16 protein-coding genes and 1 tRNA gene are annotated in these 20400 nt (G+C 43.0%); 10 read left to right on the plus strand and 7 right to left on the minus strand.

Annotated elements, in window-relative coordinates; all coding sequences use genetic code 11:
• Positions 1–29: 29 nt before the first annotated feature.
• Entirely contained in the window at positions 30–2297 is a 2268-nt protein-coding gene (locus C1721_RS11770) for a monovalent cation:proton antiporter family protein (protein ID WP_102408450.1), read from the minus strand.
• 71 nt (positions 2298–2368) lie between these two features.
• On the opposite strand from C1721_RS11770, the gene C1721_RS11775 reads away from it, so the two are divergent.
• A complete protein-coding gene (locus C1721_RS11775; protein ID WP_102408451.1) occupies positions 2369–3028 on the plus strand; it encodes an AlbA family DNA-binding domain-containing protein in 660 nt (219 codons plus the stop codon).
• Positions 3029–3054: 26 nt separating this feature from the next.
• Here the strand turns inward: C1721_RS11775 and C1721_RS11780 are convergent, their stop codons facing one another.
• Positions 3055–4446, minus strand: a complete 1392-nt coding sequence (locus C1721_RS11780) for an NfeD family protein (RefSeq protein WP_102408452.1) — start codon at positions 4444–4446, stop codon at positions 3055–3057.
• A gap of 247 nt (positions 4447–4693) precedes the next feature.
• Between C1721_RS11780 and C1721_RS11785 the strand changes: the two genes are divergently transcribed.
• The 4 genes from C1721_RS11785 to C1721_RS11800 all read left to right on the plus strand — a co-directional run bounded on the left by C1721_RS11785 (position 4694) and on the right by C1721_RS11800 (position 9875).
• Positions 4694–5203, plus strand: a complete 510-nt coding sequence (locus tag C1721_RS11785; RefSeq protein WP_102408453.1) for an RNA polymerase sigma factor — start codon at positions 4694–4696, stop codon at positions 5201–5203.
• A gap of 126 nt (positions 5204–5329) precedes the next feature.
• On the plus strand, positions 5330–6361 hold the full coding sequence (locus C1721_RS11790) for a threonine aldolase family protein (RefSeq protein WP_102408454.1): 1032 nt from the start codon (positions 5330–5332) through the stop codon (positions 6359–6361).
• A gap of 67 nt (positions 6362–6428) precedes the next feature.
• The gene (locus C1721_RS11795; protein ID WP_102408455.1) at positions 6429–8282 is read left to right on the plus strand and encodes an endonuclease/exonuclease/phosphatase family protein; all 1854 of its coding nucleotides are present in this window, start codon (positions 6429–6431) and stop codon (positions 8280–8282) included.
• Between the two features lie 54 nt (positions 8283–8336).
• Positions 8337–9875, plus strand: a complete 1539-nt coding sequence (locus tag C1721_RS11800) for a serine hydrolase domain-containing protein (RefSeq protein ID WP_102408456.1) — start codon at positions 8337–8339, stop codon at positions 9873–9875.
• A 79-nt stretch (positions 9876–9954) separates the two neighbouring features.
• On the opposite strand, the gene C1721_RS11805 is transcribed toward C1721_RS11800, so the two are convergent.
• Positions 9955–10026, minus strand: a tRNA-Met gene (locus tag C1721_RS11805).
• 151 nt (positions 10027–10177) lie between these two features.
• On the opposite strand from C1721_RS11805, the gene C1721_RS11810 reads away from it, so the two are divergent.
• From C1721_RS11810 to C1721_RS11825, 4 genes are read left to right on the plus strand one after another with little or no spacing between them, the layout of a single operon-like run.
• Positions 10178–10771: a TetR/AcrR family transcriptional regulator gene (locus C1721_RS11810; protein ID WP_102408457.1), complete on the plus strand. Its 594-nt coding sequence runs from the start codon at positions 10178–10180 to the stop codon at positions 10769–10771.
• 8 nt (positions 10772–10779) lie between these two features.
• Positions 10780–11724 (plus strand): 3-oxoacyl-ACP synthase III family protein, encoded by a 945-nt coding sequence (locus C1721_RS11815; protein WP_102408458.1) that lies wholly within the window; start codon positions 10780–10782, stop codon positions 11722–11724.
• Positions 11725–11744: 20 nt separating this feature from the next.
• A complete protein-coding gene (gene fabG / locus C1721_RS11820; RefSeq protein WP_102408459.1) occupies positions 11745–12491 on the plus strand; it encodes a 3-oxoacyl-[acyl-carrier-protein] reductase in 747 nt (248 codons plus the stop codon).
• A 6-nt stretch (positions 12492–12497) separates the two neighbouring features.
• Positions 12498–13172, plus strand: a complete 675-nt coding sequence (locus C1721_RS11825) for an RluA family pseudouridine synthase (protein WP_102408460.1) — start codon at positions 12498–12500, stop codon at positions 13170–13172.
• A 161-nt stretch (positions 13173–13333) separates the two neighbouring features.
• Here the strand turns inward: C1721_RS11825 and C1721_RS11830 are convergent, their stop codons facing one another.
• Positions 13334–15520 carry a glutamine synthetase III family protein gene (locus C1721_RS11830; RefSeq protein WP_102408461.1) on the minus strand — a complete coding sequence of 729 codons (2187 nt, stop codon included), beginning with the start codon at positions 15518–15520 and terminating at the stop codon, positions 13334–13336.
• On the opposite strand from C1721_RS11830, the gene C1721_RS16195 reads away from it, so the two are divergent.
• A complete protein-coding gene (locus tag C1721_RS16195; protein WP_199830438.1) occupies positions 15411–15749 on the plus strand; it encodes a hypothetical protein in 339 nt (112 codons plus the stop codon). The two genes, C1721_RS11830 and C1721_RS16195, sit on opposite strands and share 110 nt — an antisense overlap.
• Before the next feature lie 426 nt (positions 15750–16175).
• Here the strand turns inward: C1721_RS16195 and C1721_RS11835 are convergent, their stop codons facing one another.
• The 3 genes from C1721_RS11835 to C1721_RS11845 all read right to left on the minus strand — a co-directional run bounded on the left by C1721_RS11835 (position 16176) and on the right by C1721_RS11845 (position 20372).
• The gene (locus C1721_RS11835) at positions 16176–17405 is read right to left on the minus strand and encodes an LL-diaminopimelate aminotransferase (RefSeq protein ID WP_102408462.1); all 1230 of its coding nucleotides are present in this window, start codon (positions 17403–17405) and stop codon (positions 16176–16178) included.
• A 45-nt stretch (positions 17406–17450) separates the two neighbouring features.
• Entirely contained in the window at positions 17451–18260 is an 810-nt protein-coding gene (dapF, locus tag C1721_RS11840; protein WP_102408463.1) for a diaminopimelate epimerase, read from the minus strand.
• Positions 18261–18677: 417 nt separating this feature from the next.
• A complete protein-coding gene (locus tag C1721_RS11845) occupies positions 18678–20372 on the minus strand; it encodes a hypothetical protein (protein WP_159063577.1) in 1695 nt (564 codons plus the stop codon).
• Positions 20373–20400 lie beyond the last annotated feature (28 nt).

The following is a 20400-nucleotide window of genomic DNA, read 5'->3' on the forward strand; positions in this document are numbered from 1 at the left end:
TATATGGTTTATTTTATCTGAAATGGATATTATAATTTTCTACCTTCACTTAAACGAAGAACCTTTTCACGTTCACCTACAATCCATACAATGTCTCCTTCTCTAAATATAGTATCGGGAGGAGGATTCTTGATGGAAGTATTGCCACGTTCTATCCCAATTACCAAACAAGCGGCATTGTCCCGTATTCCTGATTCTACGATAGAACGGCCTATTAATCGGGAGCCAGAAATAATGATAAATTGCTCTATGCTTATTTCTTCCTGTGTGTCATCTGCGAAATTTGCTGAATTTGACAGACGATAGCGCTCTTCTATATATTTATGGAAGTGTTCCAGATCGTCGTCACTTCCTACAACAATTAATTTATCATAAGGGTAAAGGCGTTCTTTACCTCCCGGTATATTGATACGTTTGTTCCCTCGTATAATCGTAACAATATTAACGTTGCATTTCTGACGGAAATTGAGTTCTATTAATGTTTTACCCATGCTGGGTGAGTTAGGACGGACTTCAAATTCGGCTAGATGTAGATCTCTTTCCAATAGATGGTTGGCAAATCGTTGGTTAATAGGGGCCCTTTTCTCTTCTTCAATTTCCCTGGCAACTAAATTACTGAAGAAATGGCGTTCCATTAATATAGATTGCCTTTTTAATTTTTTTGAAAAGATCGTCATCGCTATAACGATAGATGCTATAGAAAGCATAATGCCTAAAGTCAGATTTAGTAGCTTGACAACCGGTAACATAACTAATCCGATACAGAGCACTATACGTAGTACGATAAGGGACACTAACGGCCCTCTATTGTATTTATTGTCATTCCATAATTGCAGAAATTCTTCCGAATGATTTTTTTTCATCATAATAGCCCGGAGCATAGGAGATATTAAGGCTAATATAAGTATTAATGCTAATATGGCACCCCGAATACCCGATATCTCTTTCATTATGAATGGAGCTACAAATTCCAACCAGATAAAGATGAGAACAAGAGTGACAGCGGTATATGTTCCAACAATGCGCATTAAAGCTTTCAATAGCTTATTCCATGCGCTCTTTTGACGAATCGTATTAGAGCCGGAAGAGTAACGTTCTAAAAATCTTTTCCACGTGTCAGGTATGATTCTGTCAACTATTTTATAAGCGGGTTCGGAGAGTTTTATCATATAGGGAGTGAAAAAAGTAGTTATTACAGACACTGCAACAACAATAGGATAGAGAAAATGATCCGTTACTCTCAAGCTTAATCCTAAAGCAGCTATAATGAAGGCAAATTCACCAATCTGGGCTAAAGAAAAACCTGATTGAATGGCTATTTTTAGAGGTTGTCCGGATAATAATATGCCGAATGACGCAAAACTTATTTGTCCTATCATAACAACCAGCGTTAATATGAGAATTGGTATTTTATATTGCCATAACAGGTGAGGATCTATTAACATCCCTACTGAAACGAAAAATATGGCTCCGAATAAGTTTTTAACCGGTTTTATCAGATTCTCAATACGTTCTGCTTCTACAGTCTCTGCCAGTATAGATCCCATAACAAACGCTCCTAATGCAGCCGAAAAGCCAGCTTTGGTTGCGATTATTACCATGCCGAGACATAGTCCGATGCTTACGATTAGTAATGTTTCCTCGTTAAGGTAACTGCGAACTTTTTTCAAAAAAGAAGGAATAAGATAGATACCTACAACAAAACAAAATAAGAGAAAAATGCCAAGTTTGATCACGCTGCTTAACAGTTCAAATCCTTCTACATGCTTACTAATGGCTAGAGTGGAAAGTAAAACCATTAATAAAACAGCAAATAAATCTTCTACAATTAATACACCAAAGACAACGCCGGCAAAACGTTGATTGCGTAATCCCATATCATCGAAAGCTTTGAATATGATTGTCGTGGAAGACATAGACAACATTCCTCCTAAAAAAAGACTGTTCATATGCCCCCAGCCTAACAATAATCCGGAAATATATCCCAAAGTCATCATGCCGATTACGATTGTAATGGCTCCGGTGGTGGCAGTTCCGCCAACTTTCATTAATTTTTTTATACTGAAATCTAAGCCTAAAGCAAATAAAAGGAAAATAATACCAATATCTGCCCATATATGGATACTTTCTACATCTGATACGGTTGGAATTTGTGTAAAGGCGGGTCCTGCAAGAATTCCGGCAACAATATAGCCAAGAACAACCGGCTGTTTTAACCACTTGAATAACAGGGTTACCAGTCCGGCAGATATTAATATTACCGCTAAATCTGATATTAGCGAAGGTATCTGCGACATTGTTTCGTTGAATTTTCGATTGGCAAAGTTATGTATTTATTTTAATTTTGTCGTTCAAATACTTTGCCAAAATGAAGAAGAAGCATCCTATAGAAGTGTTGATTGAGCAAGGAGAACATCAGCAACTTGATTTTAAATTTGAGGTGAGTGATAGTAAGAAGATTGCACGAACTCTCAGTGCCTTTGCGAACACAGATGGTGGACGGTTGTTAATTGGGGTAAAGGATAATGGGGTTGTTTCCGGGATACGCAGCGAGGAGGAATATTATATGATAGAGGCTGCTTCGAAAATGTATACTCGTCCGGAAGTTCCTTTTGATGCAACAAAATGGGATATAAACGGAAAGGTTGTACTTGAAATATATATTGCGCCAAGTTGTAATAAACCTCATTGCGCACCGGATAAAGAAGATAAATATAAGGCATATATTCGTGTGGCGGATGAGAATATATTGGCTAACGAAGTTTTGATGCTTTCTTGGCAGAAGAAATATAAAACAGAAGGAACATTACTTAAAATTAGTAAGCCTGTTGAGACATTATTTTTTTGGTTGGGCAAGCATGACTATATAAGTATTAAACAGTTTTGCCGGATTGCCCATATTAATTATTATACGGCACGGAATATCTTGAGTGATTTAATAGCCATAGATGCCTTGGAATATGTTATTGTGAATAAACATATTCTTTATAAGAAGCAATTTGATGCTGAATTAATGCAATTAAAATAGTGAACATATTATTATGTTCTATTATTTTATGATTCTTTCTTTGCCGTTTCTACATATATCTGGGCATTTTCAAAACGTGTTACTATAACAGGGCTTCCTTTTTCAATGAATCCGTTTTCGGAAATGGCATCGTATAGTTCATTTTCTATTATTACTTTACCGGAAGGCCGAAGAACAGTTCCTGCTGTGCCTTCTTTCCCTATCAGGTTACTGAGAATGGGAGTGGAAACTGCTTTTTCGAGATTTGTATTTAATGCGACTTTGCGGAGCATCCCTCGACTCCCTATTTTACTGGATATCCAGAGTATAACGACAAAGCTGATCCCTAATCCCATTAATACAATTAAAGAAGCACGGCCAGCCTCTATGCCGGAGACTGTTTCAAAGTTGAAGTCATTATTGTTTAAAAGGCTCATTGTCAGTCCGCCTACAATAAAGAGAATACCACAGATGCCGGCAATGCCGAATCCGGGAATAACAAATATCTCCGCGGCAATAAGCAGCACGCCAAATACAAATAATAGTATTTCCCAATTTTGGGCAAGTCCATCTATATAAAGAGGTGCAAAATATAATATGGCGGCAATAAGAGATGCTGCTGATGGAAATCCTAAGCCCGGGGTTTGCATTTCAAAATAAATACCTCCGATAATAATGATTATAAGTAATGACTGTATCATTGGATTCATGAGAAATCCTTTTAGATTATCGAGAAAGGAGGGGGTATATGAAACTAATTTATAGTCTTTATATCCTAGATGTTTAGTAATAACTTCATCCGTTGATTCTGCGATACCATCACAATATCCCCATTTTACAGCATCTTCTGCAGTAAGAGTCAATACCTTTCCTGTATCTATTAGATGGGGAATGAAAACACGTTCGTCTACCATAGCTTCTGCTATTTGAGGGTCTCTTTTCCATTTGAAGACAGTGTCGTTTTTCTGTATAATAGTATCTTTTCCATGAGCTTCTGCTGTAGACCGTATCATAGACCGCATATATGATTGATACTTGTCCGGCATGGCTGCTCCTGTTTGATTTACAACAGTAGCAGCTCCTATATTAGCTCCTTTCCTCATGTATATTTTTTTACAAGCGATAGAGATAAGTGCTCCGGCTGATGCGGCATTGTTATCTATGAATACATATACGGGCAGTGGGCTGTAAAGAATAGCCGTCCTCATTGAATCTGCAGCATCAACCAGGCCTCCATAGGTGTTCATATGTATTAAAACGGCGTTTGCTCCTAGTTTTTGAGCTTCTGTTAATCCGTTACTAAGATATAATCTGGTCGTATTGTCTATCTCTTTTCTTATATCAATTTGATATATGATGGATTCTTGATTTGTCTCAGACTGTAAGATGTTTGCGGGAAGGAGCAATATGAATAATATAAGCGTTAATAGTCTTTTCATTTTTTTTATTTCTTCATGTTTTTACAGATAGTTACACTTTGTAATTGCTTACTTGTAAATATTGAATTTTAAACTTGGAATAAGTTGTAATTTCTGCTCATTTTCAGCTTGTTTTATGATTAAAATATTAAGTTACTATTTTAAATATTAATAATGCTCAAAGAGGTATTTATTTTTATTTTTTATTTATACATTTGTGCATCCATCAATAGTGATAGGGTAATAATTAATTAAAAAGTAATATCATATGAACGCGTTGCAATTTCAGAAAAAATTGTTGAGCATGCAAGAAAATATGATGAATTTTGCACTAATGCTCACTGCTAATAGAGATGATGCTCAAGATTTAATGCAGGACACAACGCTAAAGGTATTAGACAATCAAGAAAAGTTTGTTGATAATATCAATTTTAAGGGTTGGGTCTTAACCGTTATGCGGAATATTTTTATAAATAACTATCATAAGATTGTTAGAACTCAAACGGTCGTAGATCAAAGTGTCGATTTGTATAATTTAGATGTTATAAATGATTCAGGGTTTGATACTCCTGACGGGGCATACCAAATTCAGGAAATCTCAAAAGCAATTAATAGTCTCAATAATGAATTAAAGATTCCGTTCTCAATGTTTTTGAGTGGTTATAAATATAACGAAATAGCAGAAAAATTGAATGTTCCATTGGGAACCGTGAAAAGTCGTATATTCTTTGCTCGCCAAGAATTACAGAAAAATTTAAAAGATTTTAGAAATGAATAAATAATTACTATATATAATTCAAGCCGTCTTACTTATCGTGAGGCGGCTTTTTTATTATGAAATAATTGATATTTCAATGCACGTTAGTTAATAAATCATTACTTTTGATGCAAAATTGAATTTAATATGAGAAGTTTTGCAAGTGATAATAATTCAGGCGTGCATCCCTATATCATGGATGCTATAGTGAAGGCAAATGACGGTCATGCCGTTGGTTATGGAGATGATCCTTGGACTGAGGCTGCTGTTTGTAAAATAAAGGAAATATTTGGGAAGGTCGCATCTCCTTTTTTTGTTTTTAATGGTACCGGAGCAAATTCCGTTGCTTTACAGGCTGTTACTCGTCCATATAATAGTATTTTATGCGCCGAAACTGCCCATATAAATGTAGATGAGTGTGGAGCTCCGGCTCGTATGACAGGATGTGCAGTGGTTACGATTCCTACAAAAAATGGTAAACTATCGCCCGAACTTATCTTGCCTCGATTACATAATTTTGGCGTCTGCCATCATTCTCAGCCAAAGGTTGTATATATATCACAAGTATCTGAGTTAGGAACAGTATATACAATAGAGGAAATTAAGGCTATTGCTGATTTGTTGCATTCATACAATATGTATTTGCACATGGATGGTGCTCGTTTGGCAAATGCCTGTGCTTATCTAAAATGTACAATGAAGCAAATTACAGTAGATGCAGGTGTTGATATTTTAAGTTTTGGAGGGACAAAAAACGGTATGATGATGGGAGAGGCTGTTATTTCCTTTCGACCTGAAATAACGGAAAATTTAATGTATTATCGAAAACAGTCGGCGCAATTAGCTTCTAAACTCCGTTATTTATCTGCACAATTTATTCCTTATCTGGAAAATAATCTGTGGTTGGAAAACGCCATGAAGGCGAATATTAGTGCAGCCAAGCTGGCTGATATATTAGGACAATACTCCCAAATTCAATTTACTCAGAAAGTAGAATCGAATCAACTCTTCTTTACGATTCCTGTAGAAGCATTGAAAAAATTACAAGAAAAATATTTCTTTTATATGTGGAATGATGAGATAAATGAGGTCCGATTAGTGACATCTTGGGATACGTCAGGAGAAGATATTGCCCGGTTCGAACAAGATTTAAAAGAGATACTGGATAGTGTGTCTTAGTGGCACTTATTGATTGAATAATTTTGTATATTTGTTTTCTAAACTTTAAACTAATACGAATGATGATATGAAAAGATGGATAGTATATATTACAACTTTGTTACTGTTGCCAATAACCGGAATTTGGGCTGGAAATAATCTGCAAGAAAGGAATACATTACGTATAATGAGTTATAATATACGCAATGCCAAAGGAATGGACGATATGACTAGTTATCAGCGTATAGCGGATGTAATAAATCAAATTCATCCGGATGTCGTTGCTGTTCAAGAAATAGATAGTGTAACTGGTAGAAGTGGAGGAAATGATGTTCTTCGTGAATTGGCTGAACGTACATTGATGTTTCGCACTTATGCCCCGGCTATTAACTATGATGGAGGTAGGTATGGTATAGGTGTCTTGAGTAAAGAAAAACCAATTAACTCCCGTTATTTACCTTTGCCGGGTAGGGAAGAAGCCCGTGTTTTATTGGCTGTTGAATTTGAAAAGTATATATTTTGCTGTACACATCTTTCATTAACGCCTGAAGATCAAATTCTATCATTGCCAATTATTCGACAATTGGCTAAAGAGGCAAATAAACCATTTTTTATTGCCGGAGATTGGAACGCAACGCCTACCTCTTCTTTGTTGGCTGATATTCAAAAGGATTTTACAATTATAACGAACCCGAAGCAGCTTACTTTTCCTGCAGATGTACCTGATTGTTGTTTAGATTACATAGCAATTTATAAAACGACAAATTTGCCGATTACGTGTTTATCAAGTCACGTCTGCAACGAACCTGTAGCATCAGATCATCGTCCGGTTGTGGCAGATATAGTCTTCAAAGCGGATAAAAAAGATATATTTTTATCGTCCCCTTACTTACAGAATCCGTTTGGAAATGGAATAACAGTTATGTGGCAGACTACAGTCCCGGCTTATAGTTGGGTAGAGTATGGTACGGATACCTTGAATTTACATAGTGCCCGTACATTGTTGGACGGACAAGTAATATGCAATGGCTTACATAATAAAGTACGTTTGGATAATTTGAAACCTGGACAAAAATATTATTATCGCATATGTTCTCAAGAAATAATGCTTTATCAAGCTTATAAGAAAATATTTGGAGAAACGGCGATATCCCCATTTTACTCTTTTACATTGCCGACAACTCAGACTGAAGATTTTACAGCAATAATTTTTAATGACTTGCATAAAGAGATTGCGACATTAGATGGCCTTTACGGACAAATTAAAAATATACCGTATGATTTTGTGATCTTTAATGGAGATTGTGTTGCCGAGTCACATACAGAAGAAGAAGCATTGTCATTCCTTTCTTATACATGTCGCAAAGTGAGAGCCAGTGAAGTCCCAACATTCTTTTTGCGAGGAAATCATGAAATACGTGATGCTTTTTCTATTGGACTACGTGATTTGTTTGATTATGTAGGAGACAAAACTTATGGCGCTTTTAATTGGGGAGATACTCGTTTTGTCATGCTGGATTGTGGAGAAGACAAACCGGATACTACATGGGTATACTATGGTTTAAATGATTTTACCGGATTGCGCCAGGAACAAGTGGGCTTTCTTGCCGATGAATTAAGTTGTAAATCATTTAAAAAATCTACTAAAAGAGTTTTGATTGGACATGTTCCTGTATATGGAAACACAGATAAATATCAGCCATGTACTGAGATATGGGGAGGGCTACTGGCGAAAGCTCCTTTTGATATTAATATAAGTGCACATACTCATCAATATGCGTATCATCCGAAAGGCTCGCTTGGAAATAATTTCCCTGTGGTAATAGGGGGAGGGTGTATGCCTGAAGAGGCAACTGTAATGGTATTACAGAAAAAAGGAAAAGAAATGAATTTGCGCGTAATGAATATAAAGGGAGAAGAAATCCTTAATTTAAAATTATAATAAGGTACGTAACTAAATAATTTGGACGATTGTAAGATTATAATTCGATAAATTATGAAACATTGTATTAAATCTATACTATTAGGATGGGTGTTATTATGTTCGTCTGTTTATGCTAAACAGATAACAACAGATGGTTTACAACGTAGTACACCTGAACAGGAAGGTGTGCCTTCCTCAGCAATATTGAATTATGTAAATGCTGTAGAGCAGCAGAATCTAGGAATACATAGTTTTATGTTACTCCGTCATGGGAAAGTTATTGCAGAAGGATGGTGGAATCCATATGAACCGGAGCTGCGGCATATTGCTCATTCTGTGAGTAAAACATTTACTTCTACAGCTGTAGGATTTGCGGTTAACGAAAAGTTGTTAACGGTAGAAGATAAGGTGATGTGCTTTTTCCCGGAATATTTACCGGATACAATTACTCCTTATTTGGAGCAATTAGCAATAAAGAACTTATTGACAATGGCAGATGGGCAAGAACCTGCTCCGGCATATACAATGGCAGATGGTAATTGGGTAAAATCATATTTATCCACTCCTATTGTTAATAAACCGGGAGAAAAGTTTATCTATAGTTCATATGCGACTTATATGGTTTCTGCTATTTTGCAAAGTGTGACGGGGCAAACTGTGCTTGATTATTTACAACCACGATTGTTTGAACCTTTAGGAATAAGAAATATTCTTTGGGAGCAAAATCTGGAAGGTGTCAGCTGTGGAGGGTGGGGGCTTCGACTTAAAACAGCGGATTTAGCAAAGTTGGGACAATTGTATCTCCAAAAAGGGAAATGGAATGGTAAACAACTTTTGCCGGTTTCCTGGATTAAAGAAGCTACGGCTGTACATATTCATCAACAACCGGATCTGTCTGAAGAAGAATGTGCAAAAAATGACTGGGCTTTAGGCTATGGTTATTATATATGGAGATGCCGGAATAATGCCTTTCGTGCGGATGGTGCTGCAGGACAGTATATTATTGTCATGCCGGATCAGGATATGGTAATGGCGATTACGTCAGAGTCTCCGGATATGAGGGCTGAATTAAGTCTTGTTTGGGATCATATTCTTCCGGCCGTTAAAAATAAGAAACTGCCGAATGATAAAGAGGCATATGAAGCATTAAAGTCTAAGCTGCCAACGTTAAGTTTACCAAAGCCGTTTGAAACTCTTGGCTCTTTGCAGGGGAAAACTATGGTCAGGCATTATTCTGTAGAGCCTAATGAACAAGGTATTAAGCAACTGTCTGTTAAAGTTTCAGCTAATGAATGCCAGTTGATTTTAGTAACTAATGGCGCTACTCATTCATTTACATGTGGTAATGGGCGTTGGATACGAGGTGAAACAGAAAGAAATAGTCCTTATTTTGATTCTAAGCGTCGTAATCCTGTAGGCTTGTCTCCATTTAGTGTTGCGGGATATTATGGCTGGAAAAATGAGAATACATTACAACTTCGACTCCTTTATCTGGAAGATAATACATCGGAAACATTCACTATTTCGGATGATGATGGAAAGGTGGTGGTGACGTTATGTACAAATTCTGATAATAAAGGAATTCAATTAAGAGGATATCGAAATGAATAGAAGTGTATTTGGACAATCGTAAAATAGAAAAGCCGATATACAACTAATGTATGTCGGCTTTATATTTATTCTTTAAAAGTTGCGGAGGCAAGACTCGAACTTACGACCTTTGGGTTATGAGCCCAACGAGCTACCACTGCTCCACTCCGCGATATAGTTGCATATCTATTGCTGATTGCGTGTGCAAAGGTAGCTATTATTCTTAAAGATGCAAATTTATCGTAAGTTTTTTTTATTCTACTTGGTAGATACAATCTTTTTTAAGTACTTTGCGCACAGTTTTAATCAAAATGTGCAATACGATGCCGATGACAGTTTCTAAAACACGTGACATGTTGGTAGATGTGGCCAGACAATTGTTTGCTCGCATGGGGGTGGATAACACTACGATGAACGATATTGCACAGGCATCAAAGAAAGGAAGACGTACATTATATACGTATTTCAAGAGCAAAAATGAAATTTATCTGGCTGTGGTCGAATCTGAGTTGGATCAATTGCATAAGATGCTTTTGGATGTGGCCGGAAAGGATTTGCCTGCAGATGAAAAACTGATGACTTTTATTTATACTCGTCTGGATGCAATAAAGGCTCTGGTGTTTCGTAATGGGACATTACGGGCTAATTTCTTTCGGGATATATGGCGTGTCGAGAAAGTTCGTAAAGGATTTGATATTCGGGAGATAGAGATTATCAAGGGAATATTGGACGCGGGAGTAAAGGAAGGGATTTTCCGGATGCCTGATACTGATATTACGGCTTTAGTACTGCATCATGCTTTAAAAGGTTTGGAAGTGCCTTATATACGAGGTATTATGGGAGATAATATCAGTCAGCGGATTAAACGGAGAGATAATGTGATGAACTTAATATTCAATGGAATCAAGATAAAGTAAAACCAGAGATGTTTATTAATACAACAGGGTTTTATGTGCCCGAAGAGCGGGTACATAACCAACATTTTTTGGAGTTGAATGGATTAACAAGTGAGTGGATTGAACAGCGTACTGGTATTAAAACACGATCAAAGGCTAAATCCGAAGAGAACATTAATACAATGGGATTGGAAGCTATCAAGAATGCGCTTCCTAACTTACCGTATGATATTACGGACGTAGATCTGATAATTGCGGCTTCATATTCGCCATACGATACAGTAGCGACAGCTGCGCATATAGCCCAGCGTGAGTTTAATATTGTAAATGCGAAAGCACTATATCTATCTTCCGCCTGTTCTTCGTTTGTGAATGCACTCGAAGTAGTGGAAGGTTATTTTGCTATGGGCAAAGCAACAAAAGCTCTTATTATCTCAGCAGATAAAAACTCCGCATATTATAATGAAACAGATCCTAAAGCCGGTCATTTATGGGGAGATGCCGCTGCCGCCTTTTTCATATCGAAAGAACGTGTGACGGAGCATGATGCCCGGATTGTGGAAGTATATACACAAGGTTTGGGGCACTTGGGAAAAGGTCCGGATGGTGTACAATTGCGCCCTCGTGATGGTGGTATCATGATGCCGGAAGGACGCGACGTATTCATACAAGCCTGTACCTATATGCCTAAGAATGCGCTCTATCTGTTGGAAAAGAACGGATATGCGTTGGACGATCTTACCTATTTCATCGGTCATCAGGCCAATATGCGTATTATGTCGAATATAGCGAAGCAGCTGAACTTACCCGAAGAAAAGTTCCTGCACAACATAGAAGAGCTGGGCAATACCGGTTCCGTAAGCTCCGCTTTGGTGTATGCCCAAAACGCAGATAGCTTTAAGAAGGGAGATGTTGTTTGCATCACCGTATTTGGCGGCGGATATTCGGCCGGAGCATGCTTAATAGAATGTTAATTGATTAAATATAGAATCGTATGAAATTATTAGAAGGAAAAGTAGCTGTAGTAACCGGTGCCGCTCGCGGTATAGGTAAAGCAATCGCTTTGAAGTTTGCTGCCGAAGGCGCAAACATCGCATTCACAGACTTGACAATCGATGAAAATGGTCTGGCTACACAGAAGGAAATAGAAGCTTTCGGAGTGAAGGCTAAAGGATATGCTTCAAATGCAGCCAACTTTGAAGAAACACATACCGTTATTGCCGAAATCCAGAAAGACTTCGGCCGTATCGATATCCTGGTAAACAACGCAGGTATCACAAAAGACGGTTTGATGATGCGTATGAGCGAAGGACAATGGGATGCCGTATTGAACGTAAACCTGAAATCCGCCTTCAACTTCATCCACGCATGTACTCCCATCATGATGAAACAACGTACAGGCAGTATCATCAACATGGCCTCTGTAGTAGGCGTACACGGTAATGCCGGACAGTCAAACTACTCTGCATCCAAAGCCGGCATGATAGGCTTGGCCAAATCGGTTGCCCAGGAACTGGGTTCACGCGGTATCCGTGCCAACGCCATTGCTCCGGGATTCATTATGACCGATATGACAGCCGCTTTGTCCGACGAAGTAAGAGAAGAATGGTGCAAGAAGATACCTTTGCGTCGTGGCGGTACACCCGAAGACGTGGCTAACATTGCCGCATTCCTGGCCTCCGATATGTCATCATACGTATCCGGACAGGTTATTCAGGTAGACGGTGGCATGAACATGTAACTCTGCATGGAAGTCCTCTACGAAGACAATCACATCATCGCTGTAAGTAAAACTTGCAGCGAGATTGTGCAAGGAGACAAAACCGGCGATACTCCTCTTTCGGAGCTGCTCAAAGCATGGCTGAAAGAGAAGTATTGTAAACCCGGCAATGTCTTTGTAGGTGTAACCCACCGGCTGGACCGTCCGGTAAGCGGCGTTGTACTGTTTGCCAAGACAAGCAAAGCCCTCTCGCGGCTGAACGACATGTTCCGCACCGGTGAAGTAAAGAAGACCTACTGGGCAATCGTGAAGAACTGCCCGCCTGCCGACGAAGGCGAACTGGTGCATTGGCTCGTGCGCAACGAAAAGCAGAATAAGAGCTACGCCTACGACGCCGAACGCCCGGACGCCAAGAAAGCCATCCTGCACTACAAACTGATAGCCCATTCCGACAACTACTGCTTGCTGGAAATAGACCTTAAGACCGGCCGCCACCATCAGATACGCTGCCAGCTGGCAAAGATAGGATGCCCCATCAAAGGCGATCTGAAATACGGTTTCGACCGCTCCAACAAAGACGGAGGAATCAGCCTTCACGCCCGCAGCGCCCAGTTCATCCATCCGGTATCCAAAGAAAACATCAAGATAGAAGCCCCCGTGCCCGACGACAACCTCTGGAAGGCGCTTACCGGAGCTTTGTAGCAGAGAGAGAGGCCATGCAGCCTCTTTTTTTATGCCCTTACGTTGCCATCCATCCCCCGTTCATTCCCCCTTGCCGTAAAAGGGAGGAGGGGCATGGCCATCGCAGCTTCCCCTCCTCGCAAACACAAAACAATCAACAAAAAACTACTGTCTGAATAAGGCTATCGGATAAATAGTAGTTCCCTGTATTTAGGCAGAGTCCACATCTGGTCGTCTACAACCAGTTCCAGCTTGTCGATATGGTAGCGGATGGACTCCAGCATCGGGACAATAGTGTCATGGTATGCTATGGCTTTTTCGCGTTCACTCTCTATCTTGTTGGCCACCTTGCGGGCATTCACCATCTCGTCCACCTTCTCTTTGATGAAGATGGTACGGTTGGCAATGTCTTCAATGATCTCCACGTTCTTCGACGAAAGCAGCGCCGCCTTATCGGCCGGGAACAGGTCTTTCATCTTGTAAACGTTGTCTATCAGCGACGACTGGTAGCGGGTAGCCATCGGGATGATATGGTTCATCGCCAGGTCGCCTAGCACACGGGCCTCAATCTGTATCTTCTTGGTGTAGGTTTCCCACTTCACCTCGTTGCGGGCTTCCAGCTCCTTGCGGGTCATCACGCCGGTGGACTCAAACATCGCCACGCTGCTCTCCGTCAGGTAAGCGTCGAAGATGACCGGCACGCTCGTCTCGCAATCCAACCCGCGGCGGGCGGCTTCGGCCTTCCACTCGTCGCTGTAGCCGTTGCCGTCGAAGTGTACGGCTTTACTGTCCTTGATGTCTTTGCGGAGCACTTCCACGATGGCGGCATACGTCTCCTTGCCCTCTGCTATCCGGGCGTCTACCTCGGCTTTGAACTGCTTTAGCTGTTCGGCCACGGCGGCGTTGAGCACCAGCATGGCGGAGGCGCAGTTGGCTTGCGAACCTACGGCACGGAACTCAAAGCGGTTGCCGGTGAAGGCAAACGGCGAGGTGCGGTTGCGGTCCGTATTGTCTATCAGCAGCTCCGGTATGCGGGCTATATCCAGCTTCATGCCCTGCTTGCCGGCCAGGTTGAAGTCTTCCGCGTCGCTGTTCTCCAGATGATCCAGTACGGTAGAGAGCTGCGAGCCCAGGAAGCAGGAGATGATGGCAGGCGGCGCCTCGTTAGCTCCCAAACGGTGGGCGTTGGTGGCGGATGAGATGCTGGCCTTGAGCAACGCGTTGTGTTTGTAGACGGCTTTCAGCACGTTCACCACGAAGGTGATGAAGCGCAGGTTGTCTTCCGGCGTCTTGCCCGGCGCCATCAGCAGCGTGCCCGTGTCCGTGCCCAGCGACCAGTTGTTGTGCTTGCCCGACCCGTTCACGCCCTTGAAGGGCTTTTCGTGCAGCAGTACGCGGAAGCCGTGCTTGCGGCTTATCTTGCGCATCAGCGCCATCAGCAGCAGGTTGTGGTCGTTCGCCAGGTTGCACTCTTCAAAGATAGGGGCCAGCTCAAACTGGTTGGGGGCCACCTCGTTGTGGCGCGTCTTCACCGGGATACCCAGCTTGAGCGCCTCCACCTCCAAGTCTTTCATGAACTCCATCACGCGGGTAGGAATAGCGCCGAAGTAGTGGTCTTCAAGCTGCTGGTTCTTGCTGCTCTCGTGGCCCATCAGGGTACGTCCCGTAAGCAGCAGGTCCGGACGGGCGGCGTACAGGCCTTCGTCCACCAGGAAGTATTCCTGTTCCCAGCCCAGGTACGAGTACACCTTCTTTACATCCTTGTTGAAGTAATGGCATACGTCTACGGCGGCCTTGTTCACGGCCTCGAGGGAGCGGAGCAGGGGCGCTTTGTAGTCCAGCGATTCGCCCGTGTAGGCTATAAAGATGGTGGGGATGCACAGCGTGTCGCCCACGATGAAGGCTGGCGACGAGGGGTCCCAGGCCGAGTACCCGCGGGCTTCAAACGTGTTGCGGATACCTCCGTTGGGAAAACTGGACGCGTCCGGCTCTTGCTGTATGAGCAGCTTGCCCGAGAATTCCTCCATCACGCCCCCCTTGCCGTCGTGTTCTACAAAGGCGTCGTGCTTTTCGGCCGTGCCCTCTGTCAGCGGGTGAAACCAGTGGGTGTAGTGGGTAGCGCCCATCTCCATGGCCCATTTCTTCATTCCGGCGGCTACGGCATCGGCCGTCTCACGGTCCAGCGGGGCGCTGTTGTCGATGCAGTCCACCAGCTTCTCGTAGGCTTTTTCGGGAAGATACTTAAACATCTTCTCGCGATTGAAGACTAACGAACCGAAGTATTCCGACGGCCGTTCGGCTGCTGCCGGAATCTCGTCCGCTCTCTTCTCGAAAGCGGACTCTACTACTCTGAATCTTAACTTTGACATAATACCTGTTTGTTGTTGTGGTTATAGTGAATTAATTATTTGTTTACTGTCCATTCCTTTTCGCAGCCTCGTATGGTCTGTCTCGCACCGTGCTGTCCGGAGCATGCCCACCGTACTGTTCGGAGCGTGCCACTCGTACGGTGTAGATGAATCCCGTTACCTATCGGGAAATAATCCCGCTACTTACCGGGAACTTATCCCGTTACCTACCGGGAAACAATCCCGCTAGCTACCGGGATGGAGTTACTGCGGGCGGTGCGGTTGCTGCCACACGTACTGTTCGCCGTGTGCCCACCGTACTGTTCGCAGCATGCCACCCGTACGGTGTTGTTCAATCCCCCTAGCTAGGGGGAAACTATCCCCTTACTTAGGGTGAACAAATCCCCTTAGCTAGGGGGAAATCTTCCCCTTACCTAAGGGGAAGCAGTTACTACGTACGGTGCGGACGTTGCCACTCGTGTTATCCGTTCGCTGCCATCCGTACGATGCGGCCGCTGCGCATAGCGTTGTCCGTAGAGTGAGGTAAAAGGTGTATAGAGACGTTCCGCCTTCTTTCGTCAAGGCTTGGCGGCGGTATAACATTCTAAAAAATCAATAACAGGAGGGGTATCTCTATACGGTCCTTTTACACAGGTCTTGTTTACACAACAGTGCGTTACGGCAGCCACTTCCTGAGCCGTTCGATGGCTTCCAGCGTGTCGTCGCGGTCGCCAAAGGCGGTGAGGCGCAGGTAGCCTTCGCCGCTTGGCCCGAAGCCTACGCCGGGTGTGCCTACGATGCTTACTTCGTAGAGCAGCTTGTCGAAGAACTTCCACGAGCTGAGGCCGTCCGGCGTCTTGAGCCAGAGGTAGGGGGCGTTCTCGCCTCCGTACACTTTCAGTCCGCATGCCCGTAGTCCTTCTTCCATGATGCGGGCATTGGTCATGTAGTAATCTATCGTTTCTTTTACCTGCCTTTTGCCTTCGGGTGTGTAGATGGCTTCCGCGCCGCGCTGGGTGATGTAGCTGGTGCCGTTGAACTTGGTGCTCTGGCGGCGGTTCCATAGCTTGTTGAGCGATACGGCTTCGCCGCTCAGGGTGAAGGCGTTTAGCTCTTTGGGCACTACGGTGTATCCGCAGCGCACGCCGGTGAAGCCGGCTGTCTTCGAGAAGCTGCGGAACTCGATGGCTACCTTCTTGGCTCCCTTTATCTCGTAGATGGAGTGGGGGATGTCGGGGTCTTGTATGTAGGCTTCGTAGGCGGAGTCGTACATGATGATGGCATCGTTGGCCAGGGCGTAGTTCACCCACTTCTTGAGCTCTTCGCGTGAGAGGGTTGTGCCCGTGGGGTTGTTGGGGTAGCAGAGGTAGATGATGTCTACCCGCCGGTCGGGCAGGCTGGGGATGAAGTTGTTTTCTTCCGTGCAGGGGATGTAAACCACATCGCTCCACTTGCCGTCTTCCAGCACTCCGGTTCGTCCGCTCATCACGTTGGAGTCGATGTAGACGGGATAGACGGGGTCTGTTACGCCGATGCTATTGTCGTGGCGCAGCATGTCGCCGATGTTCCCGGTGTCGCTTTTAGCTCCGTCGCTGACGAATACTTCGCCGGGCTCCAGATAGACGCCCCGGCTGGCATAGTCGTTCTTTATGATGGCATCAATCAGGAAAAGATAGCCTTGCTCCGGGCCATACCCGTGGAAGGTGTCTTTGTGTGCCAGCTCTTCCACCGCCTTGTGCATCGCTTCTATAGCGGCGGGGGGGAGTGGCTGCGTGACGTCGCCTATTCCCATGCGGATAATCTTCTCTTTGGGATGGGTAACCTTGAAGCTGTTTACCTTCTTTGCGATGTCGGAGAAGAGGTAACTGCTTTGTAACTTGAGGAAATGTTCATTAACTAGTGCCATACTTTGTCTGTTTCAAGTTGTTGTTGTTTGTGTCTATATCGTGTGTCATGCCTCTATTGTTCCTTCGAATACGTTTACGGCCTCTCCGGTCATGTAAACGTGGTTGCTCTCCTGATCCCACCGGATGGAGAGCGGTCCGCCGTCCATCGTCACTTTAACCAGCCTTCCGCTTTTGCCGTTCACAATGGCGGCTACGGCGGTTGCGCAAGCTCCTGTTCCGCAGGCTTGGGTAATGCCCGATCCTCTTTCCCATACCCTCATCCTTATCTCCCGGTCGTTTATTACTTGGGCGAACTCAACGTTTGTGCGTCCGGGAAACAGGGGATGGTGTTCCAGCAGAGGGCCTATTTTAGAGATGTCGGTCTGTGTCAGGTCTTCTACGAACAGCACCAGGTGGGGGTTGCCCATCGAGATGACCGTTCCGGTGTAATGCTTGCCTCCGGCTTCCAGCTCCAGGGCTATCTCGCCAACGGAGGGCATTCCCATATCTACGGTTACTTCGGTTACTTTCCGGCGTTTTACGGTGAGTTGCAGTTCTTTAATGCCGGAGAGGGTCTCTAGCGTGACTACCTTTTTCTGCGTCAGTCCCTTTTCGTATACGTATTTGCCGATGCATCGGGAGGCGTTTCCACACATCAGGGCTTCCGAGCCGTCGGCGTTGTAGATGTGCATGCTAAAGTCTGCACTGTCTGAAGAGCCTATCAGCACCAGCCCGTCCGACCCTATTCCTGTGTGAGGCGCGCTCCATCTTACAGCCAGTTCTTCCGGGTTGCTTATCGGATAGATCATGGTGTTGACATAGATGTAGTCGTTTCCGGCTCCGTGCATCTTTGTGAATTTGATCTTTTGTGTCATTTTGCTGTCTGAATCTGTAGTTGTAATCTTTTTGTCTTATTACTATGCAAATATATGACGTTTTGTAATATAATTGCATTAATATGTGTCCAAATGTTTATTAAAATGCTTTATGTTATGATTTGTATCCATAATCTCTCCCTTTGCTTATAATCCGTAATCAAAAGCAATTGTTCAGATACTATTTGTAAGCAATACGTCCTTTGTGTGAACTAATAAGTTGTATTTAAGTGGTAAAAAGGTTACCCGGGAAGGTGTTATTGCGGTTGGTTGGTGTTAAAAGGAAAGCAAAAGGGATAAAAGCCTGACAAAAAGGAAATGGAATAAAGAGACTTAATATAATAAAAAAAGAGTCATCCGGATAGAACCGGACGACTCCTTTTTATTGGTAAGCTGTGTAGAAACCTGATGTTCTACTTATTTAGCTTTGAATTTAACTGACTTGCTTACACCGCCTTTTGTAATGGTAACAATATAAACGTTACCTTTTGCCAGGCTAGGAATTGAGATGTATTCGTTTGTACCGGCGATTGTACCTTCTGCTATTCTGCCACCATTGAGACTTACGATATAGTAAGTTGCTTTGTCGGCGTTTTCTACATAGATACCACCTTCCTGGGTGTAAACTTTAACTTCTTCCAATACCGGAGCTGCTTCATTGCTGGTGATAACTCCAAGGGCGTTAGATCTGATATAGGCTGTTGCCATAGGAGCATCCATTCCGGTAGGAGTAACGTCTATCGTAATCTTTTCGCTGGTTGTTGGAACAGTTGCTTTTATTGCCATGGATTCAACTAAACTGCCTTCGTTGTTTTGCTTTACTGCAATATTAACAGCTACATTTCTTTCTTGCAGGCTTACGGCTTCGATGGCTGTTTTAACGTTGATGGCCATTACTTTAACTTCTCTTTCTGTTGAACCTTCGTAGTAAACAGAGTCTATTGTTATATCAAAGTCCTGATTCATGTCTGCTTTCAAGCTACCGATAATGCCTGTAACCAAAGAATTCATTATGTTGCCGAATGTTGTGCTTAATGAAGCAGGCATGGTGATAACTTGGGCAGAAGTCTTAGTCCATACCAAATCGTCATTATTAATAACGCCGTCACTGTTAGTATCTGCTGCCGGGCTGACTTCGTTAGTTGTTGTCAGCAACATATTTGCACCTGCTACAGAAACTTCAGGAGTTAATTTACGGTATCCGTTCACTTTGCTGTCTGTACCATAAGAAGTCAAAACGATAGATTCAACCGGCATACCTGTAGTTGATTGCAAGTCGGCATATACAGTTGCATCACCCATAGGGATAGAAGCGTTAGGAGCTTGTAATGGTTTGCCAAACAAACTGGCCTTGATAGTTCCTGCAGTCATTAACTGTGTCATATCAAGAGTGACCAGGAAGTTAGGTACTTGTGCCAGGCTGGCAACCATTCCGCGTAGAGCATCTTCCATAACAACGGAGTAGTTCAATATGCCTTTGCTGTCTTTGGTTTCTTCAATAGACAGTAAATCTCCGTCTTTTAACGGGAAGTTTTCCACCATGCCGCCTATACTTGCCAATGTGGGGCTTAAGGCTAAACTAGCCTTGAATGTGTTGTAAGGCAGAATAACGCCTTGGCTGCCTGATGTAAATGATACGGTTAGCAGGTCGCCCAATACGTCGACAGACGCAACAATCTTGTGAGGTATTTTCACGCTGACAGGACGTGCTCCCATTGCGAATGTGAAATCTTTGGCCTCACTGAATGTCAGTTTTATCTTTTTCAATAACGGGCTTATGGTAGGAGGTATGCCTGCTATTTGGATAGAACTTAAATCCAAGTTCATGCTATCCGGAACAACATTGATAGTTGTAGGAGTTGCAGCACGTGTTATCGCGTTCTGAGGGAAAAACAAAGGAGAAGTTACTATACTTTCAATACTGGGATTGGCTAATCCCAGGAAGTCTACTCCTGATATTGCTTTTACCTGATCAAATATAGCAGGAACTACCTCTTTCACGATAGCTGCTTTTTCTGCATTGGTCAATTGAGGTTGGTTCTGTGCCGAACCTGCGAATGTTGCTGTAAACAACATTACTAACGCACTAATAGATGTAAAGATTCTTTTCATATACATTTGATTTAATTATTAATAAACC

The organism is Parabacteroides bouchesdurhonensis, assembly GCF_900186615.1.
In the GTDB taxonomy this organism is placed as follows: Bacteria; Bacteroidota; Bacteroidia; order Bacteroidales; family Tannerellaceae; genus Parabacteroides; species Parabacteroides bouchesdurhonensis.